At 65.9% G+C, this 21,136-nt stretch carries 21 protein-coding genes; 12 read left to right on the plus strand and 9 right to left on the minus strand.

What is annotated here, in order from left to right:
- Positions 1-16: 16 nt before the first annotated feature.
- Positions 17-922 (minus strand): transcriptional activator NhaR, encoded by a 906-nt coding sequence (gene nhaR, locus HY019_RS04735; RefSeq protein WP_290688752.1) that lies wholly within the window; start codon positions 920-922, stop codon positions 17-19.
- Positions 923-1,023: 101 nt separating this feature from the next.
- On the opposite strand from nhaR, the gene HY019_RS04740 reads away from it, so the two are divergent.
- The 3 genes from HY019_RS04740 (at position 1,024) to HY019_RS04750 (ending at position 3,292) form a co-directional block, all read left to right on the plus strand.
- Positions 1,024-1,419 (plus strand): hypothetical protein, encoded by a 396-nt coding sequence (locus HY019_RS04740; protein ID WP_290688754.1) that lies wholly within the window; start codon positions 1,024-1,026, stop codon positions 1,417-1,419.
- Positions 1,420-1,516: 97 nt separating this feature from the next.
- The gene (locus HY019_RS04745) at positions 1,517-2,152 is read left to right on the plus strand and encodes a Bax inhibitor-1/YccA family protein (RefSeq protein ID WP_363302369.1); all 636 of its coding nucleotides are present in this window, start codon (positions 1,517-1,519) and stop codon (positions 2,150-2,152) included.
- A 156-nt stretch (positions 2,153-2,308) separates the two neighbouring features.
- Entirely contained in the window at positions 2,309-3,292 is a 984-nt protein-coding gene (locus tag HY019_RS04750) for a PEP-CTERM sorting domain-containing protein (protein WP_290688758.1), read from the plus strand.
- Positions 3,293-3,307: 15 nt separating this feature from the next.
- On the opposite strand, the gene HY019_RS04755 is transcribed toward HY019_RS04750, so the two are convergent.
- A complete protein-coding gene (locus HY019_RS04755) occupies positions 3,308-4,435 on the minus strand; it encodes a nitronate monooxygenase (protein WP_290688760.1) in 1,128 nt (375 codons plus the stop codon).
- 186 nt (positions 4,436-4,621) lie between these two features.
- Between HY019_RS04755 and HY019_RS04760 the strand changes: the two genes are divergently transcribed.
- Positions 4,622-6,268, plus strand: coding sequence for a GMC oxidoreductase (locus tag HY019_RS04760; RefSeq protein ID WP_290688762.1), 1,647 nt, complete (start codon positions 4,622-4,624; stop codon positions 6,266-6,268).
- Here the strand turns inward: HY019_RS04760 and HY019_RS04765 are convergent, their stop codons facing one another.
- The gene (locus tag HY019_RS04765) at positions 6,269-8,659 is read right to left on the minus strand and encodes a hybrid sensor histidine kinase/response regulator (RefSeq protein ID WP_290688764.1); all 2,391 of its coding nucleotides are present in this window, start codon (positions 8,657-8,659) and stop codon (positions 6,269-6,271) included.
- 128 nt (positions 8,660-8,787) lie between these two features.
- Between HY019_RS04765 and HY019_RS04770 the strand changes: the two genes are divergently transcribed.
- Positions 8,788-10,074 (plus strand): sugar ABC transporter substrate-binding protein, encoded by a 1,287-nt coding sequence (locus tag HY019_RS04770; protein WP_290689169.1) that lies wholly within the window; start codon positions 8,788-8,790, stop codon positions 10,072-10,074.
- Here HY019_RS04770 and HY019_RS04775 read toward each other — a convergent pair.
- The gene (locus HY019_RS04775; RefSeq protein ID WP_290688766.1) at positions 10,062-11,558 is read right to left on the minus strand and encodes a PLP-dependent aminotransferase family protein; all 1,497 of its coding nucleotides are present in this window, start codon (positions 11,556-11,558) and stop codon (positions 10,062-10,064) included. The genes HY019_RS04770 and HY019_RS04775 overlap by 13 nt on opposite strands.
- A gap of 98 nt (positions 11,559-11,656) precedes the next feature.
- Here HY019_RS04775 and HY019_RS04780 point away from each other — a divergent pair, with 98 nt between their 5' ends.
- Genes HY019_RS04780 through HY019_RS04790 form a run of 3 tightly spaced genes read left to right on the plus strand, consistent with a single transcriptional unit; the run spans position 11,657 to position 13,315 of the window.
- Positions 11,657-12,349, plus strand: coding sequence for a pyridoxamine 5'-phosphate oxidase family protein (locus HY019_RS04780; RefSeq protein ID WP_290688768.1), 693 nt, complete (start codon positions 11,657-11,659; stop codon positions 12,347-12,349).
- Entirely contained in the window at positions 12,346-12,801 is a 456-nt protein-coding gene (locus tag HY019_RS04785; protein ID WP_290688770.1) for a GNAT family N-acetyltransferase, read from the plus strand. Before HY019_RS04780 ends, HY019_RS04785 begins: the two co-directional genes overlap by 4 nt.
- A 49-nt stretch (positions 12,802-12,850) precedes the next feature.
- Entirely contained in the window at positions 12,851-13,315 is a 465-nt protein-coding gene (locus HY019_RS04790; RefSeq protein ID WP_290688772.1) for an OsmC family protein, read from the plus strand.
- On the opposite strand, the gene bioD is transcribed toward HY019_RS04790, so the two are convergent.
- The 5 genes from bioD to HY019_RS04815 form a co-directional block, all read right to left on the minus strand.
- Positions 13,284-14,036 (minus strand): dethiobiotin synthase, encoded by a 753-nt coding sequence (bioD, locus tag HY019_RS04795; RefSeq protein ID WP_290688774.1) that lies wholly within the window; start codon positions 14,034-14,036, stop codon positions 13,284-13,286. The two genes, HY019_RS04790 and bioD, sit on opposite strands and share 32 nt — an antisense overlap.
- Before the next feature lie 33 nt (positions 14,037-14,069).
- The gene (gene bioA, locus HY019_RS04800; protein WP_290688775.1) at positions 14,070-15,461 is read right to left on the minus strand and encodes an adenosylmethionine--8-amino-7-oxononanoate transaminase; all 1,392 of its coding nucleotides are present in this window, start codon (positions 15,459-15,461) and stop codon (positions 14,070-14,072) included.
- Positions 15,462-15,529: 68 nt separating this feature from the next.
- Entirely contained in the window at positions 15,530-15,901 is a 372-nt protein-coding gene (locus tag HY019_RS04805) for a 6-carboxytetrahydropterin synthase (protein WP_290688777.1), read from the minus strand.
- Positions 15,902-15,937: 36 nt separating this feature from the next.
- A complete protein-coding gene (gene queE / locus HY019_RS04810) occupies positions 15,938-16,600 on the minus strand; it encodes a 7-carboxy-7-deazaguanine synthase (protein ID WP_290688778.1) in 663 nt (220 codons plus the stop codon).
- 1 nt (position 16,601) lies between these two features.
- On the minus strand, positions 16,602-16,871 hold the full coding sequence (locus tag HY019_RS04815) for a hypothetical protein (protein ID WP_290688779.1): 270 nt from the start codon (positions 16,869-16,871) through the stop codon (positions 16,602-16,604).
- A gap of 130 nt (positions 16,872-17,001) precedes the next feature.
- On the opposite strand from HY019_RS04815, the gene hemA reads away from it, so the two are divergent.
- The 4 genes from hemA to HY019_RS04835 all read left to right on the plus strand — a co-directional run bounded on the left by hemA (position 17,002) and on the right by HY019_RS04835 (position 21,112).
- Positions 17,002-18,375, plus strand: a complete 1,374-nt coding sequence (gene hemA, locus HY019_RS04820) for a glutamyl-tRNA reductase (RefSeq protein WP_290688781.1) — start codon at positions 17,002-17,004, stop codon at positions 18,373-18,375.
- 8 nt (positions 18,376-18,383) lie between these two features.
- The gene (locus HY019_RS04825) at positions 18,384-19,310 is read left to right on the plus strand and encodes a peptide chain release factor 1 (protein ID WP_290689171.1); all 927 of its coding nucleotides are present in this window, start codon (positions 18,384-18,386) and stop codon (positions 19,308-19,310) included.
- A gap of 13 nt (positions 19,311-19,323) precedes the next feature.
- A complete protein-coding gene (gene prmC / locus HY019_RS04830) occupies positions 19,324-20,178 on the plus strand; it encodes a peptide chain release factor N(5)-glutamine methyltransferase (RefSeq protein ID WP_290688782.1) in 855 nt (284 codons plus the stop codon).
- A gap of 136 nt (positions 20,179-20,314) precedes the next feature.
- On the plus strand, positions 20,315-21,112 hold the full coding sequence (locus HY019_RS04835; RefSeq protein ID WP_290688784.1) for a hypothetical protein: 798 nt from the start codon (positions 20,315-20,317) through the stop codon (positions 21,110-21,112).
- Positions 21,113-21,136: the final 24 nt, after the last annotated feature.

Below are 21,136 nucleotides of genomic sequence, written 5' to 3' on the forward strand. Positions count from 1 at the left end.
GCAGCAAAAGCCATGCTCAGAGCTTCCAGTCTGCAAACAGCCCGTCACGCGCGGCCTGCGTGATGGCCGCCACGCCGGGGTGCTTGATGCGCCGCTCGACCGTGATCACGTAGAAGGACTCGATCAGGTCGATGGCCTCGCCCAGGCGCTTGACACCGTATTGCGCCCGGATGGTGGCGTCCAGCACCATGGGCGCCATGAACACCCCGTTGCCCAGATGCCCCAGGGCCATGGGCAAAGCGTTGTCATCGAACTCGCCCACGATGTGGGGCTTGAGCTTGTGCGCACCCAGCCACTGGCCCAGCCGCATGCCCAGCGCGGAATCTGACGCAGGCGCCAGCAAAGGCGCCCCATCCAGGCATGCCGGGAAGCCCTTGGGGAGCCGCCCGGCCAGGTCCTTGCTCGCATAAAAGCCCACGCTGGAGCCACCCAGGCGGTGGTTGAAGGCCTGCACACTCATGTCGGCCGGCAAAGGCCGGTCGGACAAGACCAGATCCAGCCGGTGCACGGCCAGCTCGGCCAGCAAGCTGTCGAGCTTCCATTCGCGGCAGATCACCTTGAACGGCTGGCTGTGTTTCAACGCGGGCTCCAGCAGCAGGCAGGCCACCGGCTTGGGCACGGCATCGGCAATGCCCACACGCAGCTCCAGGGGCCGGGGCGTGCCGCGCGGCTGGCGCACCACCTGGTCCAGCTCCTCGCCCAGGTTGAAGATGTCCTTGGCGTAGCTGAAGGCCAGTTGCCCCGTCTCGGTGAGCTCCAGCTTGCGGCCCTTCTTCTGAAACAGCGGGCGCCCGAAATGACCCTCCAGCAGCTGGATCTGCCCACTGATCGTCTGCGGCGTGACGTGCAGGTGCTCGCTGGCCTTGACCACGCCACCCAGTCGGGCCACGGCCCAGAAATACTGCAGGTGCTTGTAGTTCATATCGGTTTTGTCGAACTGTTTGAATCAGAAATTCGAATTTACGCGAAGTATGGGCTTGCGTACATTCAAGTCGTCATCCACCCACAAGCAAGGACCTCATCATGCGCGTGTTCATTCAGACCCAGGGCCTCAACCTGTCTCAAGAAGACAGCGAGCACATCCGCCAGCGTCTGCGTCAACTGCTGGGCCGCTTCGGAGACAAGGCCATTGGCGCCTCGCTGCACCTCAAGGACATCAACGGCCCACGCGGCGGTGTCGACAAGGACTGCCAGCTGGTGATCGAGCTCGAAGACACCACCGCCGTGGTGCACGACCGGGGCAGCCAGATCCGTGCGCTGGTGGACCGCGCCCTGCACCGCGCCGCCCACACGATCAGCAAGCAGATCGAACGCATCCGCGAACGCCCGCTGCGCGCGCCGCACTTGGGCAAAGGCCGCACACCCGGTCGCAACCGCCGCATGGCGCGCGCCATGGGCGCGCTGCCTGAAGGCGCCTGAGCGCCCAACCCCCACTGACATCAACGAAGGACCCATCATGTATCCCAACAACCGTCAGCCTGCCCGCGCCCTGGCCCTGCCTGCGCTGGCAGACCGCATGGCCGGCTCGGCCTCCAGCCGACGCGTCCTGCGCAACACCTATGCCCTGCTGGGCATGACCCTGGCCTTCAGCGCAGGTGTGGCCGGCACGGCCATGAGCCTGAACCTGCCCTCGCCGGGCATGTTGCTCACGCTGGCGGGTTTCTTCGGCCTGATGTTCGCGGTAAACAAGCTGTCCAACAGCGCCTGGGGCGTGGTGGCCGTGTTCGCCCTGACCGGCTTCATGGGCTACACCCTGGGGCCCCTGCTCAGCAAGGTGCTGGCCATGCCGCATGGCGCGGCCGTGATCACGAATGCGCTGGGCGCCACCGCGGCAGCCTTCCTGGGCTTGTCTGCCGTGGCCTTGACCAGCAAGCGTGACTTCAGCTTCATGGGCGGCTTTTTGATGGTGGGCACGCTGGTGGCCTTTGTGCTGGGCCTGGGCGCCATCTTCTTCCAGATCCCCGCGCTGAGCCTGGTGGTGTCGGGCCTGTTCGTGCTCCTGATGAGCGGCATGATCCTGTTCGAGACCAGCCGCATCGTCAACGGCGGCGAAACCAACTACCTGCTGGCCACCGTGAGCCTGTACGTATCGGTCTACAACCTGTTCACCAGCCTGCTGATGCTGTTTGGTGTGGGTGGTAACGACGAGTAAAGTTCGCGTTAAACGGAAGCCGCGTGCCTCGCAAGCACGCGGTCAATGTGGGTTTCAGCGCGAAACCCCGGTTGACCTGCCTCATCGGTGTGAGCGAGCATGGGCTCTCTGGAGCCAGGCTCCCTCACACCACATCAAACAGTACGGGGCAGACACATGAAAACGCTCATCTCGGCCACAGCGCTGCTGGCGGCCCTTGGCGCCACATCCGTGCAGGCGGCGGGCTTCACGTCCGGCAACATCCTGGTCAGCAACGGCAGCGCGATCACGGAGTACACCACGCAAGGTGACCTGGTTCAAAGCATCGCCACGGCCTACCCTGGCGGCTACCCGGCCACCGAATACGCCCGTGATCTGGCCGTGCCGGACACCAACTCGCTTTACCTGTTCAACGGCACCTTCCAGCCCTATGTGAGCCGGTACGACGTGGGCAGCGCCAGCTGGAGCAATGTCAGCGTGCCCGGCCTGAGCTCGGTCAATGCCGTCAGCTACGGCGGCATCGCGGCCTCGGCCAAGACCATCTTCGTCGCAGACATGATGACCTACAGCGGCGGGGAAGCCCAGGGCATCGTGGCCATTGACCGCAGCACGAACACGGCCACCCGTTTTGCCACCAACATCGAGCCCATCGATCTGAGCCTGGGCAACAATGGCCTGCTCTATGCGCTGTCGCCTGGCGGCAGCCCTGATGGGCGGACACTGGACGTCTACAACCCCGACACACTGGCCCACATCCAGACCATCGACCTGACCCAGAACCTGGGCTGGAACGAGCACAAGGCCCTGGCTGTCGATCAGAAGGGCGACATCTTCCTGGCCAACAGCAGCGGCCTCATCGAGCACCTGGACGCCAATGGCAAGCTGCTTGGCAGCCTCAGCCCCACCTGCTCCTGGAGCGGCAGCCCGAGTGGTTGCAACTTCACGGACGTGGACATCATCGCCGATGGCACCGAGCTGGTGCTGGGCACGCGCTTTGGTGAAGTCTTCCTGGTGGACACCGGGCTGAAAAACTGGACCAGCTTCAAGACCGATGGCGTGTTCGTGGCCTTCGCCTCGGCGGTGCCTGAGCCATCGAGCTACCTGCTCATGGCCCTGGGCTTGCTGGCCATGGGCGCCGTTCGCCGCAAGATGTCGAACTGAGCCTTTTGTGGGCCTTCAGCTCAAGGCAGCTGACACACCCGCCGTCACCGCCTTGGCCTGAGCCATCACCCGCTCGATGATCTCGGCCACGCTGGCCACGTCATGCACGAGGCCTTGCGACTGCCCGATCAACTGCACGCCATCCACATGGTTCGCCTCGTGGATGGCTTTGCGCATGGCCAGGGTGGCAGCACCGAAGTAGGCCACCTTCACCGCCCCCACCAGGCCCTGCCCCATGGCGTCCTTGGCCAGTGAGGCCAAAGGCGTATTGAGTTCACGCGCGGCCGCCAGCGAACGGCTGAGGGCCACCGGCGGGCTGAGCTTGCGGGCCGTGAAGCGGCGGCCACCGGGCGTGCGCATCACGCGGCACGGGAAGGTGTCGAAGTTGCTTGAATAGATCGTCTCTTCGGCTTCCTTCTCGACGATCAGCTGCTTGGTGTCCGCGTGCACCGGGCTTTCTTTCGAGCTGGCGAAGCGCGTGCCCATGGCCACCGCGTCGGCACCCAATGCCAAGGCGGCCACCAGCCCGCGTCCATCGGCAAAACCACCGGCCGCGATGATGGGCAGGTCGGTCATGTCGCGCACGGCCGGGATCAGCACCATGGAGGTGACCTTGCCGCCGTGCGCCGCGGCCTCGTGCCCCGTCACGATCAGGCCATCCACACCCGACTCGATGGCCGAGCGTGCGTGCTTTTCGTTGGAGATGGTGGCGATCACCTTGCCACCGTAGGCGTGCGCGCCCTCGATCACCCACTCGCCCTTGCCCATGGACACATTGATCAGGGGCACCTGCTCTTGCAGTGCGACCCTGGCGCAGTCGGCCGCACCGGGCAGCATGAGGCTGCAACCCACGCCAAAAGGCTTGTCGGTCAGGCTGCGGATCTCGCGGATGGCCGCGCGGCATTCCTCAGGCGACAAGGCCCCCGAAGCCAGGATGCCCAGCCCGCCTGCGTTGCACACGGCCGCCACCAGCGAGGGCACGGCGATGTAGGTCATCCCGGGCAGGACGATGGGGTGGTCGATGCCCAGCAGTCGGGTCAGGCGGGTTTGCATGGCGGCGTCTTGAGAGCGGAATGGAAGCGGAATGGAACAGGGGCAAGCGGGCGGGCAGCACGCCCACCAGAATCGGCCGGACTCTAACACCGGCCACCTGGGTGCAACCCTGAATCAAGGGGGTTTGGCGCGCGCAGCAGGCCAGCCGGCTCGTCAACAGCTTGACGTGAACCACAATGCGCAGCCCCCTGCTTGAGGGGCACACCGGGATTACCAAACCCCATTCCCCGCGCTTCGTTTTACACAATCCATACACCACACAAGGAGTCGTTTTCCATGCTGTCTCGTCGCCGTTTCCTGGGGACCGCCGCCCTGCAGTCCGCGGCCGCACTGGGCTTGTCCTGCATCTCGTTGCCCAGCCGCGCTACCGGGGCCCGCAGCTTCAACGACGCGATGGCCCTGCCCAAGGCCGCATTGGGCCAGCTGGGCCGTGTGCCCGCCATCGTGATCGGCACGGGTTATGGTGGCGCCGTGACGGCGCTGCGCCTGGCCGAAGCCGGCGTGCCCGTGGTCATGCTGGAAATGGGCCGCCTATGGACCCAGCCAGGCAGCGATGGCAAGGTCTTCACCAAGACCCTGTCGCCCGACGGCCGGGCCATGTGGTTCAAGGACAAGACCGAGGCCCCGCTCAAGACCTTCCTCGGGCTGGATGTGATCAACAAGAAGATCCCGCGTTATGCCGGCGTGCTCGACCGCGTCAACTACGACGAGATGTCGGTCTATGTGGGCCGTGGTGTGGGCGGCGGCTCGCTGGTCAATGGCGCCATGGCGGTGACGCCACCGCGCTGGTATTTCGAGCAGATGCTGCCCGGCGTCAGTGCCAGCGAGATGTACGGCACCTACTTCCCGCGTGCCAATACCCAACTGGGCGTCAACCAGGTGGACCCGGCCTGGTTCGAAACGGCCGCCTGCTACCGCTACGCCCGTGTCTCGCGTGCGTCTGCCAACCAGGCGGGCTTCAAGACCGTGTTCGTGCCCAGTGTGTACAACGCCAAGTACATGGAGGCCGAGCAGGCCAACACCGTGCCCCGCTCGGCTCTGGCGCAAGAGGTGATCTACGGTAACAACGCCGGCAAGCTCAGCCTGGACAAGACCTACCTGGCCGATGCCGTGGGCACGGGCCGCGTCACCATCTACACGCTGCATGAGGTGCGCCGCATCGAGCAGCAGGCCAATGGCGATTACCTGCTGACCGTGCGCCAGATCGATGAAGTCGGCAATGTGCTGGGCACCTTCCAGGTCAGTTGCGGCAAGCTCTTCCTGGGCGCAGGCAGCCTGGGCACGACCGAGTTGCTGGTGCGCGCCCGCGATACGGGCACGCTGCCCAAACTGTCTGCGCAAGTGGGCCAGGGCTGGGGCCACAACGGCAACGTCATGACGGCGCGCGCCAACCACCTGTGGAACCCCACGGGCGCGGTGCAGTCCACCATGCCGGCCATGGGCATCAACGATTGGTCCAACCCGGTCAACCCGGTGTTTGCCGAGATCACGCCCTTGCCGACGGGCTTTGAGAACTGGGTGAGCATGTACCTGGCCATCACGCGCAACCCCGAGCGCGGCCACTTCGAGTACGACGCGGCCACCGACACCGCCAAGCTGCGCTGGACACGCGCCCAGAACACCATCACGGTCAACTCGGCCAAGATGATGTTCGACAAGATCAACCAGCAGCAAGGCACCGTGTACCGCACCGACCTGTTTGGCGGTGGCAAGGCCTTTGCCGATGACTTCTGCTACCACCCGCTGGGCGGCTGCGTGCTGGACGTGGCCACCGACAACGTGGGGCGCGTCAATGGCTACAAGGGCCTGTACGTGACCGACAGCGCCTTGATCCCCGGCAGCATCGGCGTCAACCCCTTTGTCACCATCACGGCACTGGCCGAGCGCAACATCGAGCGCGTGCTGGCGCAGGACTTTGCCTGATCAGGCCTGATCGGCGGTGGCGTCCTGCCGAGCCTGCCCCGCATGGCGCACCTTGAACCATTTCAGGAGCGCCATGTACAGGGCCTGGGTATCAACAGGCTTGGACAGGTGGCCGTTCATGCCAGCGGCCATGCAGGCGTCTTTCTCTTCCTGCAGCACGCTGGCGGTCATGGCCACGATGGGCAGGTCACGCTGATCGGGCATCTGCCGGATCAGGCGGGTGGCCTGCAGGCCGTCCATCTCGGGCATGTGCATGTCCATGAGGACCAGATCAAAGGGCTGCTGCTGCACCAGGGACACGGCCTCCGCGCCGTTCCTGGCGGGCGTCGTCTCCACACCGGCCATGGCCAGCAATTCCATGGCCAGCAGGCTGTTGATGGCGTTGTCTTCAGCCAGCAGCACCTTGGCGCCGGCATGCTCCTGCCGCAGCCTGACTGCAGCCTCTTCGGCTGACAAGGCCGGCACATCCGGTACGGCTTGGGCTTGTGGCGCCGCCTCGGCCACATGCAGGGGCAACAGGCACCAGAACACGCTGCCATGACCCGCCTGGCTGCGCACCCCGATGCGCCCGCCCATCAACTCGACCAGGCTGCGTGTGATGGCCAGGCCCAGGCCCGTGCCACCAAAGCGGCGGGTGGTGGAGTCATCGGCCTGCACAAAAGCGTTGAACAGCTTGCTCGCCTGCTCGGATGAGATGCCCACGCCGGTGTCCTGCACCTCGATGTGCAGCTGCACCTCGTGATCGGTACGCGGCTCTGCCCGCACCTTCAGCGTCACCTGCCCTTGCTCGGTGAACTTGACGGCGTTGCTCAGCAAGTTGATCAGGATCTGCGACAGGCGCATGGCATCGCCATGCAGGCGTGATGGGCAGCCCTGGTCGTCCACCACCAAGGACAGGTTCTTCTCGCGGGCCTTGTCGGCCACCAGTGCCATGGCCTTGTGCAGCAGCTCCGGCAAATCGAAATCAGCGGGCGACAAGGTGAACATGCCCGCTTCGATCTTGGACAGGTCCAGCACGTTGTTGATGATGTCCAGCAGGTGCTCGGCGGCCTCCTGCACGGTACGCAGCCGCTCGGCCTGACCCGGCAACAAGGGCCCTTGCTGGATGAGGTAGTTCACGCCCATGATGGCGTTCATGGGCGTGCGGATCTCGTGGCTCATGTTGGCGATGAAGGCGCTCTTGGCCCGCGTCGCGGCTTCGGCCTTGTCACGCGCGGCCTGCAACTGCTCGGTGCGTTGCCCGACCGTTTCTTCCAGGTGATCGCGGTAGGTGGCCAGCTCGCTCAAGCGCGCCTGCAGGCGGGTGTGCATGTCGTGCAGGGCCTGCGACAGCGCGCCGATCTCGTCGGTCTGGCTGGGCCCCAGGTCGAACGGCGAAGGCTCGCCTTCACGCAAGGTGGCCGCGGCCCGGGCCAGATGGTGCAAAGGCCGGGTGATGCGGCCAGCCAGCCACCAGCTCAGCGCCACGAACAACCCTGATGCCAGCATGCCCAGAAACAGCATGCGGTGCCAGAGCTTGTTGGCCGGGCCGTAGACCCCGTCCGGGTCCTGGCGCAGCACCATCAGCAAAGGGGGTTTGCCTTCGCGCTCGAACCACCTCACGGGCGCCACCGCCGTCAACTGGTCACCCAGGTCCGGCCAGGCGATGACCTGGGCCGAGCCGCCCTGGCGCAATTCCTCGAAGCCCAAAGGGTTAAGCGTCCGGCCCAGCAGGCCTGGCGGGCCGACCGTGACCTCGCCCGAGGGCGTCAGCAGCAAGGTGTGCAGCAGGCTGTCGTCCTGCGCCACCATCGTGCTGTGGATGTCCTTGATCCAGCGCCAGTTGAGCATGCCCACGATCACACCAACCTTGTGGCCTTCATAGTCCACCACGGGGACCGCCATGTCGATGAGTTGCACCGGCCTGCCGTCTACATCGCGGGGCAGGAAGCGCGCCAGCGGGCCTGCGGTCTGGGGCTTGCCCAGCCAGGGTGCCAGCATGCCCGACACGAACCAGGGCTGCGCTGAGAAATCCTGCCCCTCCAGACGGGCCCCGGTGGCCGTCGTCACCACGCCGCGGGCATTGGTCAGGGCCAGCCATTCAAATTCAGGATGGCTGACCCGGATGCGCTCCAGCGCCAGGCGCATGGCCCCGGCATCGACCAGGCCACTGGCCACATCGGGCTGCGCGGCCAACTGCTGGATATCCCTCTGGCGCTCGGCCAGGGCCATGGACACGATCTGACCCAGTACGTTGGCCTCACGCCTTGCCGCATCACTCACAGCTTGTTGCAATTGCTGCCGCTGGTCTTGCGCAAGCCAGACCGAGAACACAATGGCAAACAGCACCCCGCTGAGCCCGGTCGCCCAGGCAAAACGTGCACGCACACTGCGATGTGGCAACAAAGGCATCAAACGTTCAAGGGCTGTCATGACGACGTATGGCCATCCGCTATGCTGAGATCAAACCAGGGGTAAGGTAGCTCAAGCCCATCATAAACACTCGGAGCCTGTGCATGTCTGCGCGTCGTCTTTCCACCATGGCCGCTTGTGCCGGATTGCTCGTCCCCTTGACTTGCATGGCTGAAGAGCTGGTGATCGCCACGGTGAACAACGGCCACATGATCACCCTGCAGAAGCTGTCGGGCGAGTTCGAACGTCAGCACCCCGACATCGAGCTGAAGTGGATCACGCTGGAAGAAGGCAAGCTGCGGCAACAGGTCAGCCGCGATGTGGCCACCAAGGCCGGGCAGTTCGATGTGATGACCATCGGCGCGTACGAAGCGCCGATCTGGGGCAAGCTGGGCTGGCTGCGGCCGATCACGCCCGGCCCGTCGTACGAGGTGGCCGACCTGCTGCCCTCGATCCGCCAGTCGCTGAGCGTGAACAGGCAACTCTATGCCCTGCCTTTTTACGGCGAAAGCTCCATGACCATGGTCAGGACCGACTTGCTCAAGGCGGCCGGCATCCGACTGGGCCCCACCCCCAGCTGGGAGCAGATCCGGAACGCCGCCGAACGCCTGCACGCACCGGAGAAGGACGTCTATGGCATCTGCCTGCGGGGCAAGCCCGGCTGGGGCGAGAACATGGCCTTGATCTCCACCATGGTCAACACCTTTGGCGGGCAGTGGTTCAACATGGACTGGAAGCCCCAGCTGACCACGCCCGCATGGCACCGTGCCGTGTCGCTGTATGCGGATCTGCTCAAGTACGCGGGGCCGCCCGGGGCCGTGGCCAATGGCTACAACGAGAACCTGGCCTTGTTCATGGCCGGGCGTTGCGCCATCTGGGTTGACGCCACGGTGGCGGGCTCCTTCGTGAACCAGGCCGATCAATCCAAGGTCGCGGGCAAGGTCGGCTTCCTGCAAGCGCCAACGGGATCGACACCCAAGGGTGCGCACTGGCTGTGGACCTGGGCCTTGGCCATCCCCGTGAGCTCGCAGAAAGCCGCAGCCGCTCAGGTCTTCATCGAATGGGCCACGTCCAAGGCCTACATCCAGCTGGTGGCCAAGCGCGAGGGCTGGGCCGCCGTGCCCTCCGGCACCCGTGAATCGACCTATGCAGAGCCCGCCTTCAAGCAGGCCAACGCCCACGCCAGTGTCGAGCGCATGGCCATTGCCACAGCCAACCCGCATGACGCCACCTTGCCCAAATCGCCTTACACCGGTATCCAGTGGGCCTCGATACCGGAGTTCCAGGCCATTGGCACGGCGGTCGGGCAGCAGATCAGCCGCCTGTTGCAGGAGCCTGTGAGCGTCAGCGAGGTGCTGGACAAATCCCAGCAGATCAGCGAGCGCAAGATGCGCGAGGCCGGCTACTTGCGCTGAGCCTTCAGCTGGCTCAAGGCGTTCACCACCTGGCCCAGGGCGGGGGCCATGCGGTCTTCATGCGTGTTGGCGTAACCCATGACCAGACCGTTGAAGCCTGCGATGCCGCCGGTGCCATACATGCTCAGCGGCCGGGGGCTGACACCCTGCTCATACGCGCACCGGGCCAGCGCCATGTCCAGCACCGCATGCGGGCCGCTTGCAGGCAGGCTGAGCACCAGGTGCATGCCAGCCTGGCCGCCCAGGACCTCACCGGGCAGCGGCCATTGGCTTGAGATCGCCTCACGCAAGGCCGCCTGCCGCAAGGCATAGAGCTTGCGCATCTTGCGCAGGTGCCGGGTGAAATGCCCCTCGTCGATGAAGGCGGCCAGGGCGCGCTGCTCGAACGGTCGACCACGCCGCACCAGGTCGCCGACCACGCCCAGCGCGCGGTCGGCCAGCGCCTGTGGCCACACGATGAAGCCCAGGCGCAAGGCCGGGAACATGGACTTGCTGAAGGTCCCCAGATAGACCACGGGCGCGTCGTCCACCTGCCCCTGCATGGCGGCCAGCGGTGGCCCTTCATGGCGAAACTCGCTGTCGTAGTCATCCTCCAGAATCCAGGCGCCGCATTGGCGGGCCTGCTCGATCAGGCGCAGGCGGCGCGGCAGGCTCAGCACCGAGCCCAAGGGGTACTGGTGAGATGGCGTGGTGTAGATCATCCTGGGTGGCTTGTCATGCCACCAGGCCTCAGGCGGCGCGATGCCATCGGCATCCACGGTCACCGGCACCACCAGGAGCCCCGCTTGCTGCAAGGCCGTTCTGGCCCCGCCATAACCGGGGTGCTCGATCCAGGCGGTGTCCCCCACATCAGCCAGGATGTGGGCGCACAACTCCAGGCTGTGCTGCGTGCCATCGGTCACCGTGACCTGATCGGCATCGCAACGCACGCCCCGCGCAGCGCGCAGATAGGTGGCGATGGCTTGCCGCAACTCCGGCTCGCCCACAGCATGCCGGTAACCCAGATCCAGCGTGCTGCCCTGCTTCAAGGCCTTGTCGCACAAGCGCTGCCAGGTGGCAAAGGGAAAGGCGTCCAGTGCGGGCATGCCTGGCATGAAGGGCCGCAGGTCGTCCTCTGGCGTGCGGCGGCGATCACAGCCGGCCACACGCTGCGACACTGTGGCGTTGGATGGCACCGCACGCTGGCTGTGCGGCGTGGAGGCCGAAGACACGGCGGCAAACGCCGCCACCACCGTGCCTTGCCGGTTGGGTTGCACATAGCCTTCAGCGGCCAGTTGCTCATACGCATGGATGACCCCATTGCGCCCCATACCCAGGTCACGCGCCAGATCGCGGCTGGAGGGCAGCACGGCCCCTGCCTGCAAACGCCCCTGTGCAATGGCCTCTTGCAAGGCCTGATACAGCGTGCGTTGCAAGGCTTGCCCGCGCGCCTTGGCCATCGCCTTCAAGCGCCTGGCATCCAGCAGAAAGTGAAGATCGGCCATGAATTCGTGGCTCCATGAAATGTTTTCATCGTGGTTCTGTTCATGGTGCCAGAACTTCTCTATCGTTACCGCATTCGACTCAATCACGAGGCCCCACCATGCAAGACCACAACAAGCCACCCAGCGAACGCGCCCGCATCCGGCACTCGGCTGATCGGGGGCATTACGACGCAGCCACCATCCGCGCCATCGTGGACGATGCCTGGCTCTGCCACGTGGCCTTTGCCTGCCCCGACGTGCTGTGCCTGCCCACGGCCTGCTGGCGCGTGGGCGACCAGCTCTACATCCATGGCTCCAACGGCAGCCGCATGATGAAGCACCTGGCCAGCGGCGCCCCGGCCTGCGTGGCCATCACGCACCTGGACGGCCTGGTCATGGCGCGCTCGGCGTTTTCGCACTCGATGAACTTCCGATCGGTGGTCATCCATGGTGGCTTCACCGCGGTGGCCGACGACGCCAAGCCCGCCGTGCTCGCCGCCTTGATGGAGCACATCGCCAAAGGGCGCGCGCAGGACTCGCGCCCACCCGATGCCAACGAACTCAAGGCCACCACCGTGCTGGGCATCTCCTTGCACGAGGCCTCCGCCAAGATCCGCAACTGGGGCCCCAAGGACAGCGAAGAAGACCTGGCCCTGCCCTTCTGGGCAGGCGTGCTGCCCTTGCGGCAACAGCATTTGCCCGCCATCAGCGAGCCCGGGCACGAGGGCCCGCTGCCGGCCTATGCGCAAAGCTGGTCTCAGCCGCAAACCAAAGACCAAGACCAAATCCAGACAGCCATCACCACACCATGAGCCAACTGACTGTTCGCCAGGCCACCCTGGTCGATCTGGACGCGCTGACGCCCCTGTTCGACGCCTACCGCCAGTTCTACGGGCGTGACAGCGACCTGCCTGCTGCCCGGGCCTTCCTGCTGGCGCGTTTCGAACATGGGCAATCCATCCTGTTCATCGCGCACGATGGTGACACCGGCATCGGCTTCACGCAGCTCTACCCCTCGTTCTCATCGGTGTCGCTGGCGCGCACCGTCATCCTCAACGACCTGTTCGTAGCCGCGACCCATCGCCAGCGCGGCGTGGGCAGCGCCTTGATGGCAGCAGCCAAGGCCCATGCGCAAACACTGGGCGCCATCCGGCTGAGCCTGAGCACCGCCAAGGGCAACACCGTGGCACAGTCCACCTATGCGGCCAATGGCTGGCAGCGCGATGAGCAGTTCTTCGTCTACCACCTGCCCACAACCCTTTGACACCCCGCCAACGTGCTCACTGACCGGGCACCCGCTACAGGACACCACCATGGCACACCTCTACACGGCCGAAACCATCTGGGAACGAGGCGATCAGGCCTTCAGTGACAACCGTTATAGCCGCCAGCACCTGCTGCGTTTTGATGGCGGCATCGAGGTGCCGGGGTCGGCCTCACCGCAGGTGGTGCCCTTGCCCATGTCCATTGAGGCCGCCGTCGACCCGGAAGAGGCCTTTGTCTCGGCCATCTCCAGCTGCCACATGCTGTGGTTCCTGAGCATGGCCGCCGAACGCGGCCATGTGGTCGACCGCTATCACGACCAGGCCGAAGGCCTCATGAAGCGCAATGCGCAAGGCAAGGTGGCGGTCACGCACGTCACGCTGCGGCCACAGATCGTGTTCTCGGGCATCCGGCTCCCCACGGCGGATGAGATCACCACCATGCACCATGAGGCGCATGAAGCCTGCTTCATCGCCAACTCGGTCAAGACCGAGATCGTGGTCGAACCGCGCTGACGTCGCGCTGGTGCGCCCCCGTGTCAGGGCAGGCGCAGCGAGCTGGCCAGTTGCTCGGGCGTGGCCTGGCATCCCAACCCCAATGGGCCAGCATGGGTGCCTGCAGATGGGCCTGCAAGGTGGCCAGATTGGCCGCCTGCTCGGGCATCTGCGGGTCCACCACATTGGCCACCCAACCGGCCAGGGTCAGGCCACGGGCCAGGATGGCCTCCTGCGTCAACAGCGCATGGTTGAGGCAGCCCAGGCGCAAACCCACCACCATGATCACCGGCAGCCACAGGCGCTGCGCCAGATCGGCACTGGTCTCGAACACACCGGCCTGCTCGCACAGCGGCACGATGAAGCCCCCGGCCCCTTCCACCACCACCGCGTCCGCATGCTGCTGCAAGGCATGGAAGCTCGCTTCGATGTGGGACAGGTCGATCACGGTGTCGGCCAGCTTCGCCGCGATGTGCGGCGACACGGCGGCCGGCAAGGCATAGGGGTTGTCGAACGACGAGGGCACATGCAGGCTGGATGCTGCGCGCAAGGCCGCCACGTCCTCGTTAAGCCATTCACCATCGTGGCCATTGGCCCCCTCCACCCAGTCACAGCCCGCGGCCACGGGCTTCATGCCCACCACCCGGTTGTAGCCTGCATTGCGCAAGGCATGGATCAAGGTGGTGCTGACGCGGGTCTTGCCCACGCCTGTATCGGTACCGGTGATGAAATAGGCGGACATGAGACGACGTGGATCAGGCGCAGGAAAAAGGCATCAGGGCACGGGCACGATGGGCGCAGGCGATGCAGGCAAGCGGTCGATGTCGGCCAGCACCGCATCCAGCACCCGCAAGGCACCTTCGGCCAGGAAGCGCTGCTCCGGCTCGCCCAGCACATAGGGCGGCATCACGTACAGGGTAGAACCAATGGGGCGCAACAGCAAGCCCGCCTCCATGGCTGCACGGTGGTAGCGCGAGGCGAACGTGGGCTCTGGCGTGTCCACGTCCCAGGCCCAGATCATGCCGATGTGGCGCGATGCCTTGATGCGCGGGTGGCGCGTCAAAGGCTCGGCCAGTTGGGTGAAGCGCTCGGCGGCCACGCGGTTGCGCGCCAGCACATCCAGGCCCTGCGCGTCGCGCGCGGCAAAGGTGTCGAGCACAGCCAGCGCCGCACGGCAGGCCAGCGGGTTGCCCGTGTACGAGTGCGAATGCAGGAAGCCATGCACCACGCGGTCGTCCCAGAAGGCGGCGTACACATCGTCCGTCGTCAGCACGGCAGACAGGGGCAAGACACCACCGGTCAGGCCCTTGCTCAGGCAGATGAAATCGGGCCGGACGTGGCCACCATCGGGCAGCACGGCATGCTGGTGCGCAAACAGCTTGCCGGTGCGGCCAAAGCCCACGGCAATCTCGTCGGCGATCCAGTGCACCTCGTATTGATCGCACAGGCGGCGCACGGCCAGCAGGTAGTCTGGCGCGTACATGGCCATGCCTGCGGCGCCTTGCACCAAGGGCTCCAGGATCAAGGCTGCGGTGTGCGCATGGTGCTCGGCCAGGTAAGCGGCGAGCGCGTCAATGGCAGCTTGCGTGTGCGCCTGGGCCGACACACCGGGCGCCGCATGGCGCGGGTCGGGTGATGGCAGCGTGGCACTCAGGCGCAGCAAGGGCGCATAGGCTTCGCGGAACAGCGGGATGTCCGTCACGGACAAGGCACCGGCCGTTTCACCGTGGTAACCACCTTGCAGGCCGATGAACTGGTTCTTCTGCGCGCGGCCGCGGTTGCGCCAGCTGTGCACGCTCATCTTCAGCGCGATCTCGGTGGCGCTGGCCCCATCGCTGGCGTAAAACGCATGGCCCAGGCCGGTCAAGGCCGACAGGCGCTCGGACAGCTCGACCACCGGCGGGTGCGTCAACCCCGCCAGCATGATGTGATCGAGCTTGCCCAGCTGGTCCGTGATCGCGTCGCGGATCGGGCCGAAGTTGTGGCCAAACAGGTTGACCCACCATGAGGACACCGCATCCAGAATGCGCTTGCCCTGATCATCGATCAGCCAGGGGCCCTCGGCGGACACGATGGCACGCGGCGGAAAATGCTCGTGCACCTTCATCTGTGTGCACGGATGCCAGACGGCCTGGCGGCTGCGCTCGGCCCAGTTTGGAGAAGTCATGGGGCGCAAGTATGCCGCGAGCGGCTCAGCGCGACGTCACGCAATCAAAAGCGGCCGAAAGCGGGGCATCAAGCCGTGGGCCGATAGACGCAGCGGTCACCGGCGGCACGCGACACCGCCACGCTCGACACCTGCGGGATGTGCAGGCGAGCCTGCGCGTAGATGAACACGCAGAGGTTCTCCAGGGTGGGCGCACCCAGGCCGCTCACTTCGTCCAGGAAGTGATGGTCCAGCTGGCTGCGGATGCCGGCGATCACCTCGCGCAGCACGGCCAGGTCCACCACCATGCCCGATTCGGGCTGGCGCTCGCCACGCACGAAGATCTCGGCCGAGTAGGTGTGGCCATGGATGCGGCGGCTGCCCGCGGCTTCCTCGGCAGACACCTTGCGCTTGAGCGTGTGCGCGGCATCAAATGAAAAGGTCTGGCTCAACTCGAACATCAACAACGATCCTTCAGCGCTCTTTCAGCGCTTCTTTCAGCGAATACCCAGTGTCTTATGGGTCTGTACGCTGAGCAACCAGCGCGGGTGGTCCAGGCACCATTGAACGGCCCATTCCATGGCTTTTTTCCGGTCCTGCGGCTGGGCACTGTCCATGGCCTGCACACGCAGCTGCTTGAAGTCCAGCTTCTCGAAGGCCAGCAAGTCGGCCTCGGTGAACCCGGCTTGCGGCACCACCACCTTCAACTCATGCCCCGATTGCTGAACCAGCGTCGAGCCGGCCTTGGGGCTCACGCAGACCCAGTCCAGGCCGGCCGGCGCGGCGATCGTGCCATTGGTCTCCACAGCCAGCTCGAACCCTTGCGCATGCAGGGCGTCGATCAAGGCCGCGTCCACCTGCAAGAGCGGTTCGCCACCGGTCATCACGACAAAACGGGGGCCCTGGGCGCCTGCCTCGGTGGCTGGCCAGAACGAGGCGATGCGCTCGGCCAGAGCTTGCGCCGTGTCGAACTTGCCACCACCCAATCCATCGGTGCCCACGAAGTCGGTGTCGCAGAACTGGCAGACAGCCGTGGCCCGGTCGGCCTCGCGGCCCGTCCACAGGTTGCAGCCCGCAAAGCGGCAGAACACGGCCGGGCGCCCGGCATGGGTGCCCTCGCCTTGCAGGGTATAGAAAATCTCTTTGACGCTGTAAGTCATGTCAACGCAGTCCTGTCCACCAAACCGTCAAGGCCGAGGCCAGCACCAGACCTGTGTAGGTCAACATGGCACCATCCCGGCCGGTTATCAACAACCCGACGATCAACACGGCGGCATTGACGATCGAAGCCCATTTCACCTGGCGCAACCAGCCCGCACTGCTCAAAGCCCTCCACCACATCAGGCGGGCCAGGCTGGGCACCAGCAAAGCCATGCCCAAAGCAGGCAAAAAGAAGTTCAAAGCGTGGTTCAAGCCGTCCAGAAAACCCATGGGGCTCCTCAGGCAGCGCGTGATACCGTTGCTTTTGCGAGCTTTGCCGGCCTTGCGCTGCATCAAATCTGGAGAAGTCGCATTTCCCGCGTCAACCCAGGCAAAGGGTAGGATTTTATAATCTTCTGATATGACTGTCTTGACCCTGGGCTTGAACCACACCACCGCCGCTGTCGACCTGCGTGGCCGATTCGCGTTTGCGGTGGACCAACTGGCCCCCACCCTCAAGACGGTCCACCAGCGCCTGACCGGCTCCCCGCACGCTGAAGTGGCCCTGCTGTCCACCTGCAACCGCACCGAGTTGTACTGCGCCGCAGGCGGTCTGGGCGGCCCGGTGCACGCCCTGCGCCATGCGGCGGTGGACTGGTTGTCCGGCATCGGCGGCGTCTCCAGCGAAGAGCTGATGCGCCACACCTATGTGCTGGAAGGCGGCCAGGCGGCGCGCCACGCCTTCCGCGTCGCCAGTGGGCTGGATTCGATGGTGCTGGGCGAACCCCAGATCCTGGGCCAGATGAAGCAGGCCGTGCGCGAGGCTGACACCGCCGGCACGCTGGGCACAACCCTGCACCAGCTCTTCCAGCGCAGCTTTGCCGTGGCCAAGGAGGTGCGCACTTCCACCGAGATCGGCGCGCACTCCATCAGCATGGCCGCCGCGGCCGTGCGCCTGGCCTCGCAGTTGTTTGAAGACCTGGGCCGCACCAAGGTGCTGTTCGTGGGCGCCGGCGAGATGATCGAGCTCACCGCCACGCACTTTGCCGCCCGCAACCCGCGCACCATGGCCGTGGCCAACCGCACGCTGGAGCGCGGCGAAAAGCTCGCCACCCACCTGGGCGCGCAAGCCATGCGCCTGGCCGACCTGCCCCAGCGCCTGCACGAGTTCGACATCGTCGTGTCCTGCACGGCCAGCACCCTGCCCATCATCGGCCTGGGTGCCGTCGAGCGAGCGCTGAAGGCCCGCAAGCGCCGCCCCATCTTCATGGTCGACCTGGCCGTGCCGCGCGACATCGAACCCGAGGTCGCACGCCTGGATGACGTCTACCTCTACACCGTGGACGACCTGTCCACCATGGTGCAGACCGCTGGCGAGAAGCGCCAGGCCGCCGTCGCCCAGGCCGAAGCCATCATCGAAACCGGCGTGCAAGGCTTTGTGCACTGGCTGGACCAGCGCACCACCGTGCCCCTGATCCAGGCCCTGCACAGTCAGGCCGACGCCTGGCGCACCGCCGAGATGGCCCGCGCCCGCAAGCTGCTGGCCAAGGGCGAAGACATCGAAGCCGTGCTGGAAGCCATGTCGCGTGGCCTCACGCAAAAGATGCTGCACGGCGCCATGGCCGAGCTGCACAGCGCCGACGCCGGCCAGCGCCCGCAGGTGGCCGCGGCCCTGTCGCGCCTGTTCCTGCGCGGCGAGCTGGTTCCCGGGCGCAACACCACGGCCAGCAGCCCGCCCGACAAGGCCGAGCCGGGGCAAGCCAATCGGCATGATCCCCAGGGGGACAAGGCGTGAGCGCCGGTCTGGCGCCCTCCCTTGCCTCTTCGCTCGACCGCCTGGCCCGCCGCCTGCAAGAGCTGGATGCAGCCCTGTCCGACCCGGTCATCGCCGCGGACAACAAGCGCTTTCGGGATCTGTCACGCGAGCACGCCGAAGTCAGCAGCGTGTGCGACCTGGCCCAGCGCCACACCCGCCGCCAGCAGGACCTGGCCGGGGCAAAACAGATGCTGGACGAAGCCGGTGACGACGCCGACATGCGCGCCATGGCCCAGGAAGAAATCGCCCAGGCCGAAGCCGACCTGACCCAGCTGGAAACGCAGTTGCAGACCGCCCTGCTGCCCAAGGACCCCGACGATGCCCGCAACGCCTTTGTCGAAATCCGCGCCGGCACGGGCGGCGATGAATCCGCCCTGTTTGCGGGTGACCTCGCCCGCATGTACACCCGCTATGCCGAACGCATGGGCTGGACGACCGAGATCATGTCGGCCAGTGAGTCCGACCTGGGCGGCTACAAGGAAGTCGTGCTGCGCTTTGAAGGCAACAACGTCTACGGCCGGCTCAAGTTCGAGTCCGGCGGCCACCGCGTCCAGCGCGTGCCGGCCACCGAAACGCAAGGCCGCATCCACACCAGCGCCTGCACCGTGGCCGTGATGCCCGAGCCAGACGAAACCGAGGCCATCAAGCTCAACCCGGCCGACCTGCGCATCGACACCTTCCGTGCCACCAAGGAAGCGGCGCTGCGCAAGAGCCTGGTGGGCTCCGGCGACCGCTCCGACCGCATCCGCACCTACAACTTCCCCCAGGGCCGCCTGACCGACCACCGCATCAACCTCACGCTCTACAAGCTTCTGGCCATCATGGAAGGTGAGCTGGATGACGTGGTAGCGGCCCTCCTGAGCGCCCAGGCCGCCGACCAGCTGGCCGAACTGGAAGCGGCCACCGGTGTCTGACGCCAGCCCCCACATGCCCCTCACGCAGGCGACTGAGCCCCTGAACACACCCCTGACGGTTGCGCAAGCCATGCAGCACGCGCGCCAACAAGGCCTGGACCGCCTGGACGCCCAACTGCTGCTGTGCGACGCTGTGCAACAAAGCCATGCCTGGTTGCTGGCGCATGGCGGCGACGTGCTGCCCCCCGCGCAACAAACCCGTTTTCTCAGCGGGCTGGCACGCCGCACGACCGGCGAGCCCCTGGCCTACATCCTGGGCGACAAGGCCTTCTTTGGCCTGACCCTGGCCGTGTCACCCGACGTGCTCATCCCCCGGCCCGATACTGAAACCCTGGTCGAATGGGCGCTCGAGCTGATTCCTGAACAAGTGATCACCACGGTGCTGGACCTGGGCACGGGCAGCGGCGCCATCGCCCTGGCCATCCAGCACCAGCGCCCCCGCGCCCAAGTCACCGCCGTGGACGCCAGCGAAGCCGCACTGCGCGTGGCGCAAGCCAACGCGCAACAGCTCCAGTTGCCCGTCACCTTCCGCCACGGCAACTGGCTCGCCCCGGTGGCCGGCGAACGCTTTGACCTCATCGTCAGCAACCCGCCCTACATCGCCGAAGGCGACCCGCACATGGCCGCCCTGGGCTTCGAGCCCAAACAGGCCCTGACCGCCGGCGCCGATGGCCTGGATGACCTGCGCCAGATCATTGCTGCCGCCCCCGAGCACCTGAGCCCCGGCGGCTGGCTGCTGCTGGAACACGGCTACGACCAGCCTGTCGCGGTCGCGCAACTGCTGACCGAGCGCGGGTTTTCAAATGTAAGTACCCGCTTCGATCTCGGGGGCCAGCCCCGCTGCACGGGCGGCCAGCGCCCTACGTAAAGCGATCCCGGAACCCGGGCAAACCCGCTCCCGCGGCGATTGCGCCCGGCGAAAATGGTTTGACGAACGCTCACACATCCGCCGCACAAGCCCCTACCGCCGGCGTAGCATGAAATCGTTCGTCAAGGAGATTGCCATGTTCCATTCAACCCAGAGCGACTCGCACAAGTCCGTACGCATGTGCAGCCCGGCCGCCGGTGGATGGGCCCTGATTGCCTTGATGGGCGCCCTGATCGGCAGCCTGCTGACCCTCACCTCCGCACAGGCCCAGATGGTGCCCCGCGCCGAGCACGCCTTGCACCAGAACACCGGCAGCGGCAACTACACCGCCGTGCGCATCAACATCAACGCCGGCGAAACAGACGACGAAGTCCGTGGCCGCGGCCTGGCCCTGCGTGGCCAGGGTTTCTGGCCCCACTGGGAAGGCCGCATCGGCGTGGTCATCGACCGCCCGATCAACCCACTCAAGGACTCCTTCGTCCTGGCCCAGCCCAACCAGAGTGCCGGCCTGCGCGTGCGCAGCATGCACATCCTGTCCGACTACTACCTTGACGGGGGCTTCCGTGCCACCGCCGGCGTGCTGCGCGGTGACACCGGCCAGGCCTGGTGGGGCAGCGGCGGCAATGGCGGCGGCCTGAACCTCAGCATGCAGCGCCTGGACAGCCTGGGCCTCATGAGCAACCTGGGCAGCCTGAGCAGCACCCAGGACACCCAGACCACGCCCTATGTGGGCGCCGGCTACAGCAACAGCCTGACCGTCAACGGCACCCCCAGCGCCTGGCGCTTCAACGCCGACCTGGGCGTCATCAGCGCCAGCTCCAGCAACATCAACCGGATCGGCCAGGTCCTGCAAGGCGACCGCAGCCTTGACGAGATGGTGCGCGAGATGCGTTTGCGCCCGGTGGTCAAGGTATCTGTCGGCTATTCCTTCTGAACGACTGCAGACCCGTCACAGGCC

Source organism: Aquabacterium sp., from assembly GCF_016195855.1.
Taxonomy (GTDB): domain Bacteria; phylum Pseudomonadota; class Gammaproteobacteria; order Burkholderiales; family Burkholderiaceae_C; genus Aquabacterium.